The organism is Marinobacter halodurans (assembly GCF_004327985.1).
GTDB lineage: Bacteria > Pseudomonadota > Gammaproteobacteria > Pseudomonadales > Oleiphilaceae > Marinobacter_A > Marinobacter_A halodurans.
Genome location: NZ_SJDL01000012.1, coordinates 1 through 17,193 on the forward strand (window position 1 = coordinate 1; position 17,193 = coordinate 17,193).

6 protein-coding genes, 1 tRNA gene and 2 pseudogenes are annotated in these 17,193 nt (G+C 65.7%); 1 reads left to right on the forward strand and 8 read right to left on the reverse strand.

The features are described from left to right. The 7 genes and pseudogenes from EZI54_RS09455 to EZI54_RS09475 all read right to left on the reverse strand — a co-directional run. Positions 1–1,609: condensation domain-containing protein (locus tag EZI54_RS09455; RefSeq protein ID WP_242674403.1), on the reverse strand; the 1,609-nt coding region annotated here is incomplete at its 3' end. Then, on the reverse strand, positions 1,606–1,974 hold the full coding sequence (locus EZI54_RS25425) for a phosphopantetheine-binding protein (protein ID WP_423226993.1): 369 nt from the start codon (positions 1,972–1,974) through the stop codon (positions 1,606–1,608). The genes EZI54_RS25425 and EZI54_RS09455, both read right to left, overlap by 4 nt. Continuing rightward, a pseudogene (locus tag EZI54_RS25430) lies at positions 1,948–3,507 on the reverse strand (amino acid adenylation domain-containing protein); the annotation flags it as partial. The gene EZI54_RS25425 and the pseudogene EZI54_RS25430, both read right to left, overlap by 27 nt. Beyond that, positions 3,481–11,256 (reverse strand): annotated as a pseudogene (locus EZI54_RS09460) (amino acid adenylation domain-containing protein); the annotation flags it as partial. The pseudogenes EZI54_RS09460 and EZI54_RS25430, both read right to left, overlap by 27 nt. Positions 11,257–11,332: 76 nt before the next feature. Beyond that, positions 11,333–12,646, reverse strand: a complete 1,314-nt coding sequence (locus EZI54_RS09465) for a lysine N(6)-hydroxylase/L-ornithine N(5)-oxygenase family protein (protein ID WP_131481340.1) — start codon at positions 12,644–12,646, stop codon at positions 11,333–11,335. Between the two features lie 290 nt (positions 12,647–12,936). Beyond that, positions 12,937–14,607 carry a multidrug ABC transporter permease/ATP-binding protein gene (locus EZI54_RS09470; protein WP_131481342.1) on the reverse strand — a complete coding sequence of 557 codons (1,671 nt, stop codon included), beginning with the start codon at positions 14,605–14,607 and terminating at the stop codon, positions 12,937–12,939. A gap of 23 nt (positions 14,608–14,630) precedes the next feature. Further along, positions 14,631–15,173, reverse strand: coding sequence for a sigma-70 family RNA polymerase sigma factor (locus EZI54_RS09475; RefSeq protein WP_165495729.1), 543 nt, complete (start codon positions 15,171–15,173; stop codon positions 14,631–14,633). A gap of 244 nt (positions 15,174–15,417) precedes the next feature. Between EZI54_RS09475 and EZI54_RS09480 the strand changes: the two genes are divergently transcribed. Further along, positions 15,418–15,494: transfer RNA gene (locus EZI54_RS09480), tRNA-Met, on the forward strand. A gap of 184 nt (positions 15,495–15,678) precedes the next feature. Here the strand turns inward: EZI54_RS09480 and EZI54_RS09485 are convergent. After that, positions 15,679–17,106, reverse strand: a complete 1,428-nt coding sequence (locus tag EZI54_RS09485) for a bifunctional diguanylate cyclase/phosphodiesterase (RefSeq protein WP_131481345.1) — start codon at positions 17,104–17,106, stop codon at positions 15,679–15,681. Between the last annotated feature and the right edge of the window lie 87 nt (positions 17,107–17,193).

The following is a 17,193-nucleotide window of genomic DNA, read 5'->3' on the forward strand; positions in this document are numbered from 1 at the left end:
CCTGGTCGAACTCCGCATAGCCCAGGCGCCGGTCGCCGCAGACCAGTGCCTCGCGGTCCGGATGGGCCGCGGCCTGGCGTTCGAACAACCGATGCACCGGCTCCGGCTGGCCGTAGTCCACTTCGGTAGCGTTCCAGTCGACCAACTGCCCGCGGTCGCTGTCGGTCAGCAGATCGTAATCACCAATGGCGGCTTCCGGCGCCGCCACGATGTGCCGGAGCAGGCCCTCAAACCGGTGATGGATGTCGGCTACGGTGCCCTCGTCAAACAGGTCCGCCGCGTAGTTCCAGTTACCGCCGACACGGCCATCCGGGAAGGTCCAGGTATGCAGGGCCAGGTCGAACTGGGCGGCACCGGCGTCCTGCGGCATCAGTTCGGCATGCAGGCCGGGCATCAGTTCGAAGGTTTCGGCGTCCCGTTGCTGGTGGTTGTAGAGCACCTGGAACAGCGGGTTGTGACTCAGGCTGCGTTCCGGCTGCAGGTGGTCCACCAGATGTTCGAAAGGCAAGGCCTGGTGCGCCTGGGCCTGCCGGGCCACCTCGCGCTCCCGGTTCAGGACCGTCGTGAACGGTTCGCTGCCGTCCAGCTCGCTGCGCAGGACCTGGGTATTGACGAAGAAGCCGATCAACCCTTCCAGCTCCGCTCGCTCGCGGCCGGCCATCGGCACGCCGACACTCAGGTCGGTCTGGCCGCTCAGCCGGTAGAGCAGCACCTTGTAGGCGGCGAGCATCACGGTAAAGAAGGTGGTGCCGCGGGCACGGGCCAGGGCGTTGAGTGCCCTGGCCAGTCCGTCATCCAGCAGGAAGTGATGGCGCCCGCCCCGGAAGGACTGCCGGGCCGGGCGCGGACGGTCCGAGGGCAGTTCCAGGACCGGCGGTTCGTCCCCCAACTGGCGGGTCCAGTAATCGAGGTCGGCTTCACCGGCGCCCGCCTCCAGCGCCCGGCGTTGCCACAGCGCCGCATCCGCGTATTGCAGCGGCAGTGGCGGCAGGTCGGACACCTCACCGTTCAGCGCGGCGCGATAGCATTGCACGAACTCCATCAGCATGACCTGGATCGACCAGCCGTCGGCGATGATGTGATGCAGGCACAGCACCAGGCGGTGGTCGTCTTCCGCCATCCGCACCAGCACGACCCGCCAGAGCGGCCCCCTGACCAGATCGAAAGGCTGTTGGGCCACATCCCGGGCCCGTTTCCGGAACATGGCTTCGCTGTCGGCGGACAGCTGCAGGATTTCCACCGGCGCGAGCGGGCCGACGACCTGTTGCGGCTCACCGTCGTCGTCCACCCGGAAGGTGGTGCGCAGACTTTGGTGGCGTTGCGCCAGGGTATCGAACGCGGTCCGCAGGGCGGCCCGGTCCAGTTGGCCGCGCAGGCGGATGGCCCCCGGCAGGTGATAGGCGCTGTTGCCGGGTTCCAGTTGGTCGATGAACCACAGCCGCTGCTGGGCGAACGAGGCCGGACTCACATCGCCGGCCACGCCCTGCGGGATCGGCAGGGCCGACAGGGTCAGCCCCTGGGCCTGCAGTTTCCGGAGGAAGACCCGGCGCTTGTCGGTGCTCAGTTCCAGGAAGCGGCGTGACAGGGCCATCGCGTTGTCCGGCATCATTCGATCTCCTCCAGTTCGCTCATCAATGCGTCGAGGTTGTCCAGGCGGTCCTGGTCCAGGGTCTGGCCCTGCAGGCGCCTCACCACCTCCGCCATGGCCGCCACGGTGGTGGCCTCGAAGGCTTCCGCCAGCGGGACGGTGACCCCCAGGGTTTCACGGATCCGGGACAGCAGGCGGGTAGCGAGCAGCGAGTGGCCACCCAGTTCAAAGAAATGGTCGTGCCGGCCGACACGCTCGACCTGCAACAGGTCCTTCCACAGCGCGGCGATGCCGGTCTCAATGTCACCGGACGGCGCCTCGAAGGGGCGCTCGTCCAGGGCGGGTTCCGGCAGGGCCCGGCGGTCCAGCTTGCCGTTGGCATTCAGCGGCAGGCGATCGAGGACAATCAGGTGGCTGGGCACCATCACCGCCGGCAGCTCGGCGGCCAGACGGCCCCGCAGGCTTTCCGTCGCCAGCGGAAGGCCATCGTCGGCCACCAGGTAAGCCACCAACTGGGAGCCATGGGGCGTGTCCCTGGCCGCAACGGCGGCCTGCCGGATGCCGCCGCAGGCCAACAGACAGGATTCGATCTCTCCCAGCTCGATACGCTGGCCCCGGATCTTGACCTGGAAGTCCGCGCGGCCGGCGTATTCCAGCACGCCGTCATCCGTCCAGCGGGCCAGGTCACCGGTACGATAGAGGCGTTCGCCCGGTGCCCCGAACGGGTCCGGCAGGAAACGTTCGGCGGTCAGTCCGGGCCGGCCGGCATAGCCCCGCCCCACACCGGTGCCACCGGCGTAGAGTTCACCCACCACCCCCCGGGGCAGCGGCTGCAGCTGTGCGTCCAGCACGTACAACCGGTTGTTGTCGGTGGGGCGGCCGATGGGAATGCCGGACCCGGTGTCGGCGATGCCCTGCAACGTCTGCAGGGCCACGTCGTCGGCACATTCCGCCGGTCCATAGGCGTTAACCAGCGGAATGGCCGGATAGCGTTCAAACCAGCGCCGGGCCAGCTCGCGGCCCAGGGCTTCCCCGGTGGGCAGCATCCAGCGCAGGCGCAGCGTCGGTTCGTCCGCCGTGGCCAGGATGCCCTCGATCACCGCCGGCACGGTCTCCAGCACGGTCACGCCGCTGTCCGCCACGGCCGCCACCAGTTGCCGGGGATCGTGGGTGATGGTGTCGGGGATGATCTCGACCTGCCCGCCAAACAGGGGGGCGGTCAGGAACTGCCAGACGGAGATATCAAACCCGGTTGCGGCCGTCTGGGCGATGATGTCACCTTCGCCCAGTTCCAGGTAGGGCACCTTGGAAAGCTGGTTGTTGAGCATGCCCCGGTGGCTGACCATCACGCCCTTGGGCTCGCCGGTGGAGCCGGAGGTGTAGATCACATAGGCCAGTTGATCCATCGCCGGATAGCGGCGCGGATTGGCGTCATTGCCCGTTCGCAGCAGGGATTCCAGGGTGATCACCTTGGGCCGTGCTGCGGATTCCGCCAGGATGGCGTCCACCTGCGCCAGACAGGCTTCCGGCGCCACCAGCACCGGCGCCTGGCTGCTGTGCAGCATGCGCCCGCTGCGCGCCGGCGGATGACGCTCGTCGAGAGCCAGGTAGGCGCTGCCCGCCTTGAAGGCACCCACCATCAGGGTCAACAGCTCCAGGTTGCGGGGCGAATACAGGGCCACCACCTGGTCCGGTTCGACACCGGCTTCGATCAGGCCGTGCCCGATGCGGTTGGCCCGCTGGTTCAGGGTGCCGTAACGGAGCGATTCGCCTTCGCAGCAGGCGACAGTCCGGCCGGGATCGGCCAGTGCCCACGCCTCGAACCGCTCCAGCCAGCTCAGACTCGTCCACTCCGGTTCGCGGTTGCCCTGCCCCAGTGCCAGCAGGTCGCGACGCTCATCTCCGGTCAGCAACTGCACCCCGGTCAATGGCTGTTCCGGCGCGGCCATCAGTTGACGCAGGAGGTAATGGTACTGGTTCAGCAGGGCCTGGATATCGCCGGCCCGGAAGCAACGGGCGTCGTAGCTGAACTGCAACCGGTAGGTCTCGCCCGGCAGGATCACCACGGTAAGCGGGTAGTTGGTGTGGGTCCGGTTGGCCCGGGGACGGATGTCGTAGGCCTCGGCTGCCTGCTGCACGTCCGGTCCCATGGGCACGTTCTCGAACACGAACAGGCTGTCGAACAGCGCTTCGTCCCGGGGCGTATCCGCCAGGTGCTGGACCTCCGCCAGGGACAGGTGCTCATGCTGGCGCATGCCGGCATTGGCGGACTGCAACGCCTGCAGGACGTCCAGGCCGGTGCGGGCCCCGGCTTCCATGCGGACGCGCAGGGGCAGCGTGTTGATGAACAGGCCCAGGGTCTCCTCGATGCCGTCCAGCTCGGTGGGTCGACCGGCCACGGTGACGCCGAACAGCACGTCGTCCTGGCCGCTGTGGCGCATCAGCACCAGCGCCCAGGCCGCCTGCATGAAGGTGTTGACCGTTAGTCTGTGCCGGCGGGCCTGGTCCGCCAGCTGCGCGGTTTCCGCGGCGGTCAGGGTCACGGCGACATCGTCGATGGCGGATTCCCCCTGGGCGCGGTGCCGGTATGGCAGAGGCGTGACCTCGGTAAAACCGGCCAGGGTGTCGCGCCAGAACTGCCGTGCCTGCGCCTCATCCTGCCGTTGCAGCCAGGCGATAAAGTCCCGGTAGGGGCGCGCCGGGGTCACCGTCAGCTCGCGTCCGGCCAGCAGGCTGCGGTAGTGGTCGAAGAATTCCGCCAGCATCAGGCCACGACACCAGGCATCGATGAGGACGTGATGGTGGCTCTGGATGATCCGGTAATCGCCGTCACCGAAACGCACCAGCCGCAGGCGCAGTAGCGGCGGCCGGCTGAAGTCGAAGCCATCGCGGCGCTCCTGTTCCAGCAGGGCCTCAAGTTCGGCCTCGGCCTGCTCACGATCCAGATGGCTGAGGTCGATCCACTGGGCCGGGGACGGCACCTCCCGGTAGACAATCTGGTGCTGGATGCCGCCATCGAGACCGTGGAAACCGGTGCGCAGCATCGGATGCCGGCGGACCACCGCCTGCCAGGCCGCCTTGAACGCCTCGAAATCCACGGCGCTGCGGACGTCATACTGGTCCTGCATCAGGTAGATGCCGCTGCCCTGCTCCAGCAGGCTGTGCAGCAGGATCCCTTCCTGCATCGGCGCCAGCGGCAGGATGTCCTCGACGTTGGTGGGATTGTCGAGTGCATCCAGTTGCGCCTGGTCCAGCCGGGCCAGCGGCACGTCGGACGGTGTCAGGCCGCCGCTGTGCGTCCGACAGCGTTCAATCAGCGACGTCAGCGCCTGCCGGTAGGCCTCAGCCAGGGCTTCGACCCGGGGCCGGTCGAAGCGGGCTTCGCTGTAGGTCCAGCGCAGGCGCAACCGGCCGTCGCGGACCAGGCCATCCACCACCAGCGCGTTCGCCATGGGTCCTTCCCGGTCGCGCAGATCGCCAAGGGGGCCATCGTCCAGGCTCAGCCCGGATGCCGCGGGGGAGTCGAACTGCCCCAGATAGTTGAAGGTCAGCCCGGCGCCCGTCAGTGACGGCAGGTCCGCGCCCTGTAATTCCTTGAGGACGCCATAGCCCAGCCCATCGCCCGGTACAGCGCGCAGCATCTCCTTGGTCTGCTTCAGGGTGGCCAGGATATCCGCCCCACGGTCCAGGGCAACCGGATAGAGCGAGGTGAACCAGCCGACCGTCCGGCTGACGTCCGGCGCACCCTCGGGTCCCTGGCGGCCATGGCCTTCCAGCATCACCACGTTGCGGGCGCGACCGGTCCACTGCTCCAGTGCCGCTGCCAGTGCCGCCAGCAGGACATCGTTGATGCGGGTGCGGAAAGCGCCGGGCACATCGTTCAGCAGGGCCCGGGTCTGCGCCGTATCCAGGGCCATGTCCAGGTGGCTGGCGTCGGCAATCCGGGCCGGTGCGTCCGGTCGGGCACAGGGCATGGCCGCCTCTTCGGTGCTGAAGGCCTGCCAGTAGTCGAGTTCGCCGTTGAGCCGTCCGTCCGCCAGTGCCCGGTTCAGGTAACCGGCCCAGTCGTGAAGCGCCGTGGTTTCAGCGGCGAGATCGATCGCCTGGCCCCGCTGGCGCTGGCCATAGGCCGTTTCCAGGTCGTCCAGCAGCACACGCCAGGACACGCCGTCCACCACCAGGTGATGAGCCGTCAGCATCAGGATCTGCCGTCCATCCGGCAGGATGGCCAGTACCGCCCGCAGCAGCGGGCCGTCGCTCAGGTGCAGGTTGCGGTGCGCCTCGTTGAACGTGACGAGCATGGCGGACTCATCCACAACGTCCACGACCTGGAGCAGGTCCTGCGGTGACCGGTCGGCGACGGTCTGGGTCGCCTGTTCCGGATCGAATCGCAGGCGCAGCGCCGGATGGGCCCGGACCACGGCGGCCAGTGCCTGGCGCAGGATGTCGGTATCCAGTGAGGCCTGCACGCGCAGGCGTACCGCCTGGTTCCAGTGGTGCCGGTGCGCCATGGGCTGGCCGAAGAAGCGCTGCTGGATGGGCGTCAGCGGATGGGTCTGGCTGGAGGATGCCGACGGTAACGGTTGCGCCGGGGACGCCTCGGCCACCTGCGCCAGCTCGGCAATGGTCTGCTTCTCGAACAGTTGCTTGGGCGTCAGGCGCACGCCCTGCTTCCGGGCCCGGGCGATCACCTGCAGGCTGATGATGGAATCCCCGCCCAGGCTGAAGAAGTTGTCGTGACGCCCGACCCGATCCACCGGCAGCAGCGTGGTCCACAGGTCCGCCAGGATCGTTTCCACACCGTCCAGCGGCGCGGCGAAGTCCTCACCCTGCCGCTCCGGTTCCGGCAGCGCCCGGCGGTCCAGCTTGCCGTTCGCCGTCAGCGGGAAGGCTTCCAGCGGCAGGATGTGGGCAGGCACCATATAGTCCGGCAACTGCCGTTCCAGCGTGGCCCGCAGGGCGTCCACATCCAGTGCGTCCGCCAGCGGATAGGCGACAAGCTGGCCGTTGCCGTCCAACTGCACGTGGGCATCGGCGACCCCGGCAAAGGTCCGCACCCGCTGGGCCACTTCACCCAGGGAGACGCGGTAGCCCCGCACCTTCACCTGATCGTCCTGGCGGCCCAGGAACGTCAACCGGCCGTCGTCCAGCAGCCGGGCCTGGTCGCCGGTGGCGTAGAGACGCTGGCCCGGGTGTTCCGGATCGGCCGCAAAGGCCCGGGCGGTCAGCTCCGGCAGCCCGAGATAACCCCGTGCCAGCCCGGCGCCGCCCAATACCAGTTCCCCACGGGCGCCCTGCGGCAGCACCAGGCGTTCATCGTTCATCACCTGCGCCCGGATATTCGGCAGTGGTTGCCCCAGCGGCACCGTGGTCGTCGTCTCGCCCGTGGTTTCCGTGACCAGGACACCCACCGTGGATTCGGACGGGCCGTAGTGGTTGAGCACGCGGCATTCCGGGTTCAGCGCCCGCACCTGATCCAGCAGCGAAGACGGCAGCGCTTCGCCACCGAGGACCAGTGCGGTGCGTGGCAACACCCGTGCCGGGTCCGCCGCCTGCAACAGGCCGGCAAGGTGCGTGGGCACGATCTTGAGCACCTCCACCCGATGCTCGGCCATGTAGCCGGCGAAGGCCTCGGCGTCCATCACCCGGTCAGCGCTCAGCAGGTGCAGTGTGCGCCCCGTGCAGAGCGCACCGAACAGGATGGTATGCCCGAGGTCCGCCGCCACCGTGGACACCATCGCCATGCTGGCCGTTTCCGGCAGGGCCAGGGTCCGCATCACGCCCTGTACGTAGTTGGCGATGGCGCCGTGGCTGACCACCACCCCTTTAGGCGTACCGCTGGTGCCGGAGGTGTAGATCAGGTAGGCCGCCTGGTCCGGATCGATCAAGGCCGACACCGGCTCCGAAGCGGCCAGCCGCCAGTCGGCATCGGCCTCGAAGCCGATCCGGGTGCCGTCATAGCCGGGTACCGGCGTTTCCGCCAGCAGGATCGACGCGCCGCAATCCCGCAACACGTAGGCCTGCCGTTCCGCCGGCCACTTCGGATCGAGCGGGACGAAGGCGCCGCCGGCCTTAAGCACCGCGATCACTGCCACCGCAAATTCCGGCGACCGGTCCAGGCATAGCCCCACCGGCACCTCGGCGGTCACGCCGTGCCGGCGCAGCGCCCGCGCCAACCGGTTGGATACCGCCTCGAGCCATTCATAGCCGTAGACCCTGTGTTCAAACTGCAGTGCCGTGCGTGGTCCGCTGCTGCCAATATGGGAACGCCAGAGTGCCACCAGGTCCGTGCACGGGAAGACCACCTCCTCCCCTTCCAGAACCGATGGCGTTGCCAGCAGCTCAAATGCTCCCAGGGCAAGATCCGGCTCGGCCGTTACCTGCTCGGCCAGGTTCACCAGTTCCTCGGCAAAACACTCGACACGCGGCGCATCGAACAGATCGCAGGCGTAGGTCAGCACGCCTTCGATGCCGTCGGCGTGATCGGTGATGTCCAGCCCCAGATCGAAGTGGGCCGTGTCGTCATCCCGCTGGCGCATGGCCAGGGTCAGGCCGGGCAGTTCGAGATGATCGGGCAGCGGCAACTGCTGGGTGAACTTCACCTGGCACAGCGGGTTGTGGCGCAGGTTACGTTCCGGCTGCAGCGCCTCCACCAGTTGATCGAACGGCAGGTCCGCGTGCGCCTGGGCGCCCTGCGTCGTGGTACGGACGGCGGCCAGGAAATCCCGGAAACCCAGGTCCGCCTGGGGCTGGCTGCGCATCACCAGCGTGTTGACGAACAGCCCCACCAGTCCTTCGGTTTCCGGCCGCCCCCGACCGGCCACCGGCACGCCGACACGCAGGTCCCGCTGGCCGCTGTAGCGGTAGAGCTGGGTCTTGTAGAGCGCCAGCATCAGCATGAACAGGGACACGCCTTCGGCACGGGCCAATTCATGCAGGCGACGGCTGAGGGATTGCGGGAAGCGGAAGCTGAGCCGCGCCCCCCGGTGACTCTGGGTTTCCGGCCGGGGTCGGTCGGCGGGCAGGGTCAGGACGGGCTGCCCGTCTCCCAGCTGCTTTTTCCACCAGGCCAACTGGCGTTCACCGTCCCCGCCAGCCAGGCGTTCGCGTTGCCAGTGGGCGTAGTCGGCGTATTGGACGGGCAGCGCCGGCAGGTCCGGCTCCCGCCCGTCCACAAATGCAGCGTAGAGCGCCGCAAATTCCTTCACCAGCACCTGGGCCGACCAGCCGTCGGCAATGATGTGATGGATCACCAGCAGCAGGCGGTGATCCGTGTCGGACATCCGGACGAGATGCGCCTGCCACAAGGGCCCGGTCTCCAGGTCCATGGGCTGGCTGACCTGGTTCCGGGCCAACTCGGTCAGCTCGTCTTCCGGGGCGTCGCTGCCGGACAGGTCGTGACGATGGAGGGGGACCGGCTGCGGGTCCAGGATGGACTGGATCGCCCGCTGACCGGCATCCTCACCGAATACGGTCCGCAGGCTCTCGTGGCGGGCGGCCAGGGCATCCAGGCTCCGTTGCAGCGCCAACTCGTCGAGATGGCCGCGCAACTGCCACTCGCCGGCGAGGTGGTATGCGGTCGAGCCGTCTTCCAACCGGTCCAGGAACCACAGCCGCTGTTGGGCATGGGACTGCGGCGGGGGCGCATCCGCCGGTCGACGAGCCAGTGCCTGGTTGCGGCCCGCGTGACGCTGCTCCACGACCCAGGCCGAGAACTCCGCCAGTCGGGGACGCTCGAACAGCGCGCCCGGGTCGAGATCCATACCCAGCACCTGGTTGAGTCGGGACACCACCTGCATCAGGCCGACGGAATCGCCACCCAGGGCAAAGAAATGATCGTCCGGCGCCAGGGTATGCTGCTTCAGCACTTCCTTCCACGCGGCAACCACCTCCGGCAGCAAGCCGGGTTCCGCCTCCGTGTCGGAGTGGTCGGTATCCAGCAAACGCCCCTGCCGCCAGGCTGCATAGGTCGCCAGCTGGCCGCGCTCCCAGCCTGTCCGGCAGGCCGAACGCTGCAGCTTGCCACTGGTGGTTCGCGGCAGCGCGCGCGGCTCCAGCAGCAGGATCAGCTGCGGCGCCACCTGGAACTGTCCGGTCAGGGTGTCGGCAATGGTAGCGCAGATCATCTCCGGTTTGACCATCCTGCGGACGCTGCGACCGATCTCCAGGGCCAGCCCGATCCCTTCGGCACCCTCCGCGTCCCGGGTGGCAAACGCGGCAATCCGGCCCCGCCGCAACAATTCCAGCTCCCGCTCCAGGGTCGCTTCGATATCCTGGGGATAGAGATTCTGGCCATTGAGGATGATCACATCCTTTTGCCGACCGGCGATGAACAGGTCGTTGCCTTTGGCGATACCCAGGTCGCCGGTGCGCACCCAGCGCTGGCCGTCTGCTTCCACAAACGTCGCCGCCGTGGCGTCGGCATTCTGCCAGTAGCCCTGGGCCACACTCGGCCCGGCCACCCAGATTTCGCCCACCTGGCCGTCGCCGACTACAGCACCGTCCCGGGTATCGACCAGGCGGATCGCGTGATCCGCATCTACCCAGCCGCAGCCGACCAGCCTGCTGTCCAGTGCCGCAACCTGTGCCGAACCGGCCGTCATCTGACTCGCGTCAAAACTGAATTCCCGGATTTCACCATTAAACGCGTGGGAGCTGACAAACAGGGTCGCCTCGGCCAGGCCGTAGCTGGGTGCCAGGGACGCATCCCGGAACCCGGCGGCGGCGAAGCGCTCGGCAAACAGCTCCAGTGTCTGTGGCCGGATCGGTTCGGAACCGGTAAACGCCATTCGCCAGTGGGACAGGTCGAGACGGGCGATGTCCTCATCCCGCAGCCGTTCGGCACACAGCCGGTAGGCAAAGTCGGGCCCGCCGGAGAAAGTGCCCCGATAACGACTGATCGCCTCCAGCCAGCGCGCCGGCCGCCCCAGGAAGAACTGCGGCGTCATCAGGTTCACGCTGTGCCCGTGGAGAATCGGCAACAGCAGTCCTGCCATCAGCCCCATGTCGTGGAACAGCGGCAGCCAGTTGACCCAGACGTCACTGTCGCTGGCGCCGAAGCCGCTGGCCATGGCGCGCTCGTTGGCCATCAGGTTGGCGTGGGAGACCATGACGCCTTTCGGCGCCGAGGTGGACCCCGACGTATACTGGAGAAACGCCAGGTCGTCCTCGACAATCCGGTGCGGCTGCAACGCCTCGCTGTAATCCAGCGGCACCTGATCCACCGCCACCAGTTGGCCGCCTTCCGCCAGCACCGGTTGCAACTGCGCCCGGTAGCGCTCCAGGTCCGCCGATAACCCGAGAACCGCCTTGGGAGTCGCATCCCGCATGATACCCACCAGCCGGTCCAGGTAGGCCTGGCGGTTGTTTTCCGGCGGGAAGGCCGGTACCGCAATCGCCCCCGCCTGGAAGCAGCCGAAGAAGGCCGCCGCGAAGTCCGCCCCGCTGGGCAGCATCAGCAGGCAGCGCTCGCCGATCACCGATCCCAGATGGGATTGCAGGTACGCCGCCAACGCACTCGACTGCCGGTACAGCGTGTCGTAGGTGGTGATCCGGGGCGGTTCGTCGTCCTGCTGGATATGCCGGATCACCGGCGCATCCGGCCGGTCATCCGCGTAATGCGCCAGGACGTCTGCAAAATTCGGGAAGGATTGCGGATCTTTGCTCATGGTCTCACCTGCCAGCAAGGGTCAATGCGTGCTCAGGCGCCTGACCGGCGCCATCAGGGGTTTGGAATACTCGGGGTCAGAGGGCGGAGGTCAGGCTCGCCTCCTGGTCGGACCGGGTCGTTGCGACGACCGAGCGCCCCAGGAAGATGGATTCGAGGATCTCCTGCGAGCGCACCGCCAGCACCGACAGCAGCGTGTCGCTCAGGCCGTGGCTGATTTCGCAGCAGCCCTGCAGGTAGATGCATGACTCGCTGTCCTTCAGCTTGAGGCGGTAGTTGCGGTCCGGCGTAAAGCTCTCGATGTGGTCGCCCAGTCCCGCCAGGAGCTCACGATGCTGGTCGCGCCGGTAGCCGGTCGCCAGAACCACGGCATCGAAGTCGAGGGCGGATTCGCGGTTGCCCACCAGATCGCGCAGGGCCAGGTGAAGACCGCCCTCACCCGCCTCCACGCTCGCCACTTCGCGGCGGGTCAGCATCCGGTGACGTTCGTCGCCGCGCAGCTTTTGCAGGTAGAACATCTGGAAGATGCGCTCGATCAGTTCCAGGTCGACGACCGCGTAGTTGGTATTGCGGAACTCGGCCAGCAAGTCACGGCGGCGCTCCTCGCTCTGCTGGAAAATCTGGTCGATGAACGACGGATTGAAGATCTCGTTGACGAAGGGGCTGTCGTCGGACGGCTTCAGCGCCGTGCCCCGCAGGATCATGGATACGTCCACATGAGGGAAGCGGTGGGTCAGGTCCTCGAAGATTTCCGCAGCACTCTGGCCACCGCCCACCACGGCCACCCGCGCACGCCGGCCGGAGTCCGCCAGCAAGGTTTCGATCCGTCCCCGGTACTGGGAGGAGTGCAGGACGCGTGGGTCCCTCACCCCTTCAAACGCCGCCGGCACCTGCGGCGCACCGCCCACGCCCAGCACCAGGTTGCGGGCCCGTCTGCAGCGGGTTTCACCATCCGCATCCCGGGACAGCACTTCGACACCGGTCAGCCTGCCGTCTTCCAGCAGCGGCTCGACGGCCTGTACATGCTGGCCGTAGTGGACCTGATCGTCGAACTGGGACGCGGCCCAGCCCAGGTAGTCGTTGTATTCCTCGCGGGTCGGGAAAAAGGTCTGGATGTTGATGAAATCCTCAAGACGGCCCTGTTCCTTCAGGTAATTGATAAAGGTAAAGCGGCTGCGCGGGTTGCGCAGTGTGGCCAGATCCTTGAGAAATGAGATCTGCATGGTCGAACCGTCGATCAGCATGCCTTCGTGCCAGTTGAACGCCGGCTTGCGTTCGAGGAAGCACACGTCGGGCGAGCGGGCACCCTGCGCGAATTCCCGGGTGGCTATCGCCAGGGCCAGATTGGACGGGCCGAACCCGACGCCTAGATAGTCATGGATGTGACTCATCACCTTTCTCCCGTAGTCGTGAACTGAGATTGAATCCCTTGCTTTCCCGCCCGGGTCCGATGGCGCCAGACCAAAAAGCAAATAATTCTCATTTACATGACGATCAGGAAGGACAGGTGTTTAAAGGAATATTGAAAGGCCGTCAGCGGCAGGAAAGGACAGGATGAGGCCGGGCTGAGCAGAATAGCCGGCCGATAGAGGGCTCATGGCCCTGAAACCTTTTGCGACCCGTTGGCCGTAGGTTGATGGGGCGCCGAAGGTGTGCCATACACCTCCGGGAACCAGGCCCACTACCCCGCCGAACTCACGGCCCGAACCGCATCATCGCTCACCTGCCGGCGCTGCTCGCCGGTCAGCTCGATCAATTGGCCGCCATCCATCCTGAACAGCCGGTCGGCCTGGTCGAAGTAGTGGTCGTCGTGGGTGATGGCAAACAGGGTCTTGCCACGGGCCTTCAGCATGGGGATCAACTCTCGATAGAACAGCCGCCGGAACAGCGGGTCCTGGTCCGCAGCCCATTCATCCAGCAGCAGGATGTCCCGCTCCTCCAGCAGCGCCAGCAGCAGCGCCAGACGCTTGCGCTGACCCTGGGACAGACGGGTATCGGCGATGCGCCCGTCCGCAATCTGCGCCTTGTCCCGCATATGGAGCTGATCCAGCCAGTGGTTGACCTGCTCCGGATCGGCATCGACGCCATGCTCGCCAATCAATTGGTCAAACAGGTAGAAATCGGTAAACACCGAGGCAAACAGGCGGCGGTAGGCGGACCATCCATCGCCGTCAACGGCCACCCCGTCCAACAGGACGTCGCCGGACTGCGGGTGATAGAGCCCGGACAGCAACCGCGCCAGGGTGGACTTGCCGCTGCCGTTACCCCCCACCAGGAACACCACCTCACCGCGACGCAGCGTCAGGTTCACCGGCCCCACATCAAAGCCGCGTTCGCCCTCCTGCGCCGGATAGCGGTATTCCGCACCGGCCAGCCGGACCTCCTGCCAGTCGCCGTTGGGGTTGAACATCGGCGGGTCGAACTCCGGGGAGTATTCGGCCAGGGCCAGGGTATCCAGTTTGTCCAGGGACACCCGGGCCGACATCATCGACGGCAGTGACGCCACCGCCGACACCAGGGGCGTGCGCATGAACAGGATGGTCAAGGCGTAGGTCGATGCCACCGCCGTGCTCGCCCACCCCAGACCGTTGGCCAGATAGAACGACAGACCGATCGTCCCGAGCACCATGATGTTCGCCCAGTTGCTGGCAATGCTGTGGTAGCGGTCCGCCAGGGTGACATGCCGCCGATAGGCATCCGCACTGACATCGAATTCGTCGTCGTAGTAACGCCGGGCGCGGTCCCGGTTCAGGGCCAGCTCCTTTCGACCTTCAATCGCCGCCTGGTAATCCTGGTAGATGCGATCCTCCGACTCCCGCAGGAGCTGCAGGTGCCGATTCAGCCCTTTCACCAGCACCCAGCCGACCCCCAGGGTGAACATCATCCAGAGCAGGGTCATGGCAAACAGCGGCAGCGACAGCCAGGCCAGGTACACGAACGCGGCGACACTCAACGCCAGGCCATACATCAGTTCGGGCAGGTGCACGAACGCGAGGGTGATGTTGCGAATATCGCTGGACAGGCTAGCCAGGATATTCGCCCCACCGATGGCTTCCAGCCGCTCGATGCCGGTGTCCAGCACCCGCTTTACCAGCGAGCGGCGCATGGCGTAGACGAAACGGTGACCAATCGCCGTCAGGGCGACCTGGGCGCCGGAGGCCATCACCAGCAACAGCAACAGCAGCCCACCGAATTGCCAGAGAATGCCGTCGAGGTTATCCGTCGCCGTCAGCATTCTCTGGTTGATAAAAGCAATCACCGCCACGCTCAGCAAGGCACTGGCAATGCTCATCACCAGCGAGCCGCCGAGCGCGCCGGGGTTGTGACTGAAGATCAGTCGGATCAAACGCATGATAATTTTCCTGGTTCGGACATTCAGGCCGTCCGACCGGCTTCCAGCCGGTTACGGCAATGAGCGAGGGTATCCCGCAGCATAAAATTCACCAGCGTCGGCGACACACCCAGGTGCCGGGCAACGTCCCGCTGCGTCCTGCCCTCAAGCCGGCTTAGCACCAGCACCCGCTGCATCCGCGCCGGCAGTTCCGCCAGTGCGGCCAGCACCTGTTGCAGAGCATCGCTGCCAACCATCCGCTGCTCAGGCGAGGCGGAGGGTGGCGCCGGTTCCTGCGCCATCAGGCTGCTGCAGGCACTGTGGCGTTTCTCCAGCGACAGTCGACGCAGCCGGTCGATCGCCAGGTTGCGCACCACCCGGAACAGGTACCGCCCTTCATCCTGGACACCCCGGCCCGTTCCCTGCTCCCAGAGTTTGAGAAACGCATCCTGAACCACATCCTCGGCCCGCGACCGGCACCCCATCATCACCTGCGCGGAATCGATCAGCAGCCGCTCGTATTCCCGGTAGGCCGCCAGCAACCGCCGGCGCTGCTCCGCCAATTCGTCCCGTCCGAGCGGGTGCACACCCAGACGACACCCCTTTTGATATGCCAGTTCTTGTCTGTAGGAACCCATAAATCCGTCCGTGGGCTTCGAATTTATTTAATGATAATTATTATCATTTGACTTCGTATTACAATACGTAGCTACAAAAGTCATATCCGCAGGCGGGGTTTGGCGCCAAATTTTGGCGGCAGAAGGGTTGACAGCTTTGCGCAAAATCCCGAGAATACGCGCCTCGTTGAGAGCGCTAAGCTCTGGGCGAAATGGCAAGGTAGCTCAGCTGGTTAGAGCACGGCACTCATAATGCCGGGGTCGGCGGTTCGACTCCGCCCCTTGCTACCAGCATTCAAAAAGGCCCCTCGCGAAAGCGTGGGGCCTTTTTTAATGCTCGACAAAAAGCGAGTTGGACCGCCGAAGGGGGTTCGACCGGAGCACGCGCAGCGTGCGGAGGAACGTCGGAGCGAACGCGACGACGGCCCTTCACCCTGACGGGCCGCAGGCCCGTGTACGCCACCGAACGCTCACCTCAACCATAGTGCTCATCCCCCACCGCCAGGCAAATACGGTTTCGGCCGCTGCTCTTGGCCCGATACATGGCCTCATCGGCCCGGTTGACCACGGTATCCCGATCGTCGTCGCTGCGCGCGATAGCCAGGCCGATGCTCATGGTCAACGTGATCCGCTGGCCTTTGCGGGTAAAGCCGATGGTTCGCAGGCTGTCGGCGAGGCGTTCGAGAAAATTCCATGCTCCGGCAAGATCGGTTTCCGGCATCAGAATCAGGAATTCCTCGCCGCCCCAGCGGGCGGTGACATCGGTGGCTCGCGACAGTTCACGCACCTTGTCTGCAAACAGCTCGAGGGCTACATCGCCTGCCGCGTGACCGTACTGGTCGTTGATTGACTTGAAGTGGTCGAAATCGAGCAGCACAACAGCCAGGGTATTGCCATAGCGCCTGGAACGGTCGAGCTCGGCATCCAGACGCTCCTCCATGTAACGCCGATTGAACATGCCGGTCAGGGCGTCGGTGCGGGCACGCACTTCCAGTTCCAGTCGGGCCTCTTCCAGTTTCTGGACGTCGGCCCGCCGGGCCAACTCGTGACCGACCCACTGGGCGAACAGCCGGACCAGCTCGATATCCTGGTTCGAGAATGGCGTCGTCGGCTCGGGACTGGAGAAGTTCAGGGTGCCGTAGCGTTCGCCGTCCACGAAGATGGTCGCGCCCAGATAGGCCTCCAACTGGAAGTTGATATAACAGGGATGGCTCCGGATCTCGCTTTCGCCGGCATGGAAGAAGCCGCGCACATCGTCAACGTTGTATACATGGCTGCAGTAGATTTCTGCGAAACGGAAAGTCATGCCCGGTTTCAGCACACCGTCCGGGTCAATCACCCGCATCACGGTGCAGGTATCTCCGGCGATGTGGCTGAATACGCCAATGGGCAGCCCGAAATGCTCGGTACCCAAGCGGAGGATGGCGTCGATCCGTTCCTCGAAACCCAGCTCACGGGACGTGGTGATGGTATGGAGCTGGCTCAGGGTGTGCTCCGTTGCCAGTCGATGCGTCACATCCCGGATGAACACCAGAAAGAGCAGGTTCTGCCGCTCCGGACTGTCGATGGGCGCGACCAGGGTTTCGCCATCGAATGACTGACCGCTTTTGCGACGATAGTTGATGACAACCGTCTTGTCTTCCGGATCGGCGTCTGTATCCATCGAGTCTGTGCCCTGGAGCTCAATGGCATCGGCAGGATCGGCGTAGAGCATTCGAGCCTTCTGCCCGACCAGTTCGACCTCGTCGTAGCCGAACATGTCGCAGGCCTTACGGTTGACCATTGCAATCCGGTGTTCGGCGTCTGCAGCGATCACGGCAACGTCCATGTTGGCAAACACGAAAGGCAACACACCGCTCAATGCCGATAACGATGTGTCCTTAAATACGGATGTCAGTGGCATAAACAGTACTCTCGCCCACACGCCTTCCATCCTGGCGATTCACAGCAGCTTCCATAAAGCGGCCAGGTTCTGGTCCTGTTATCGGTT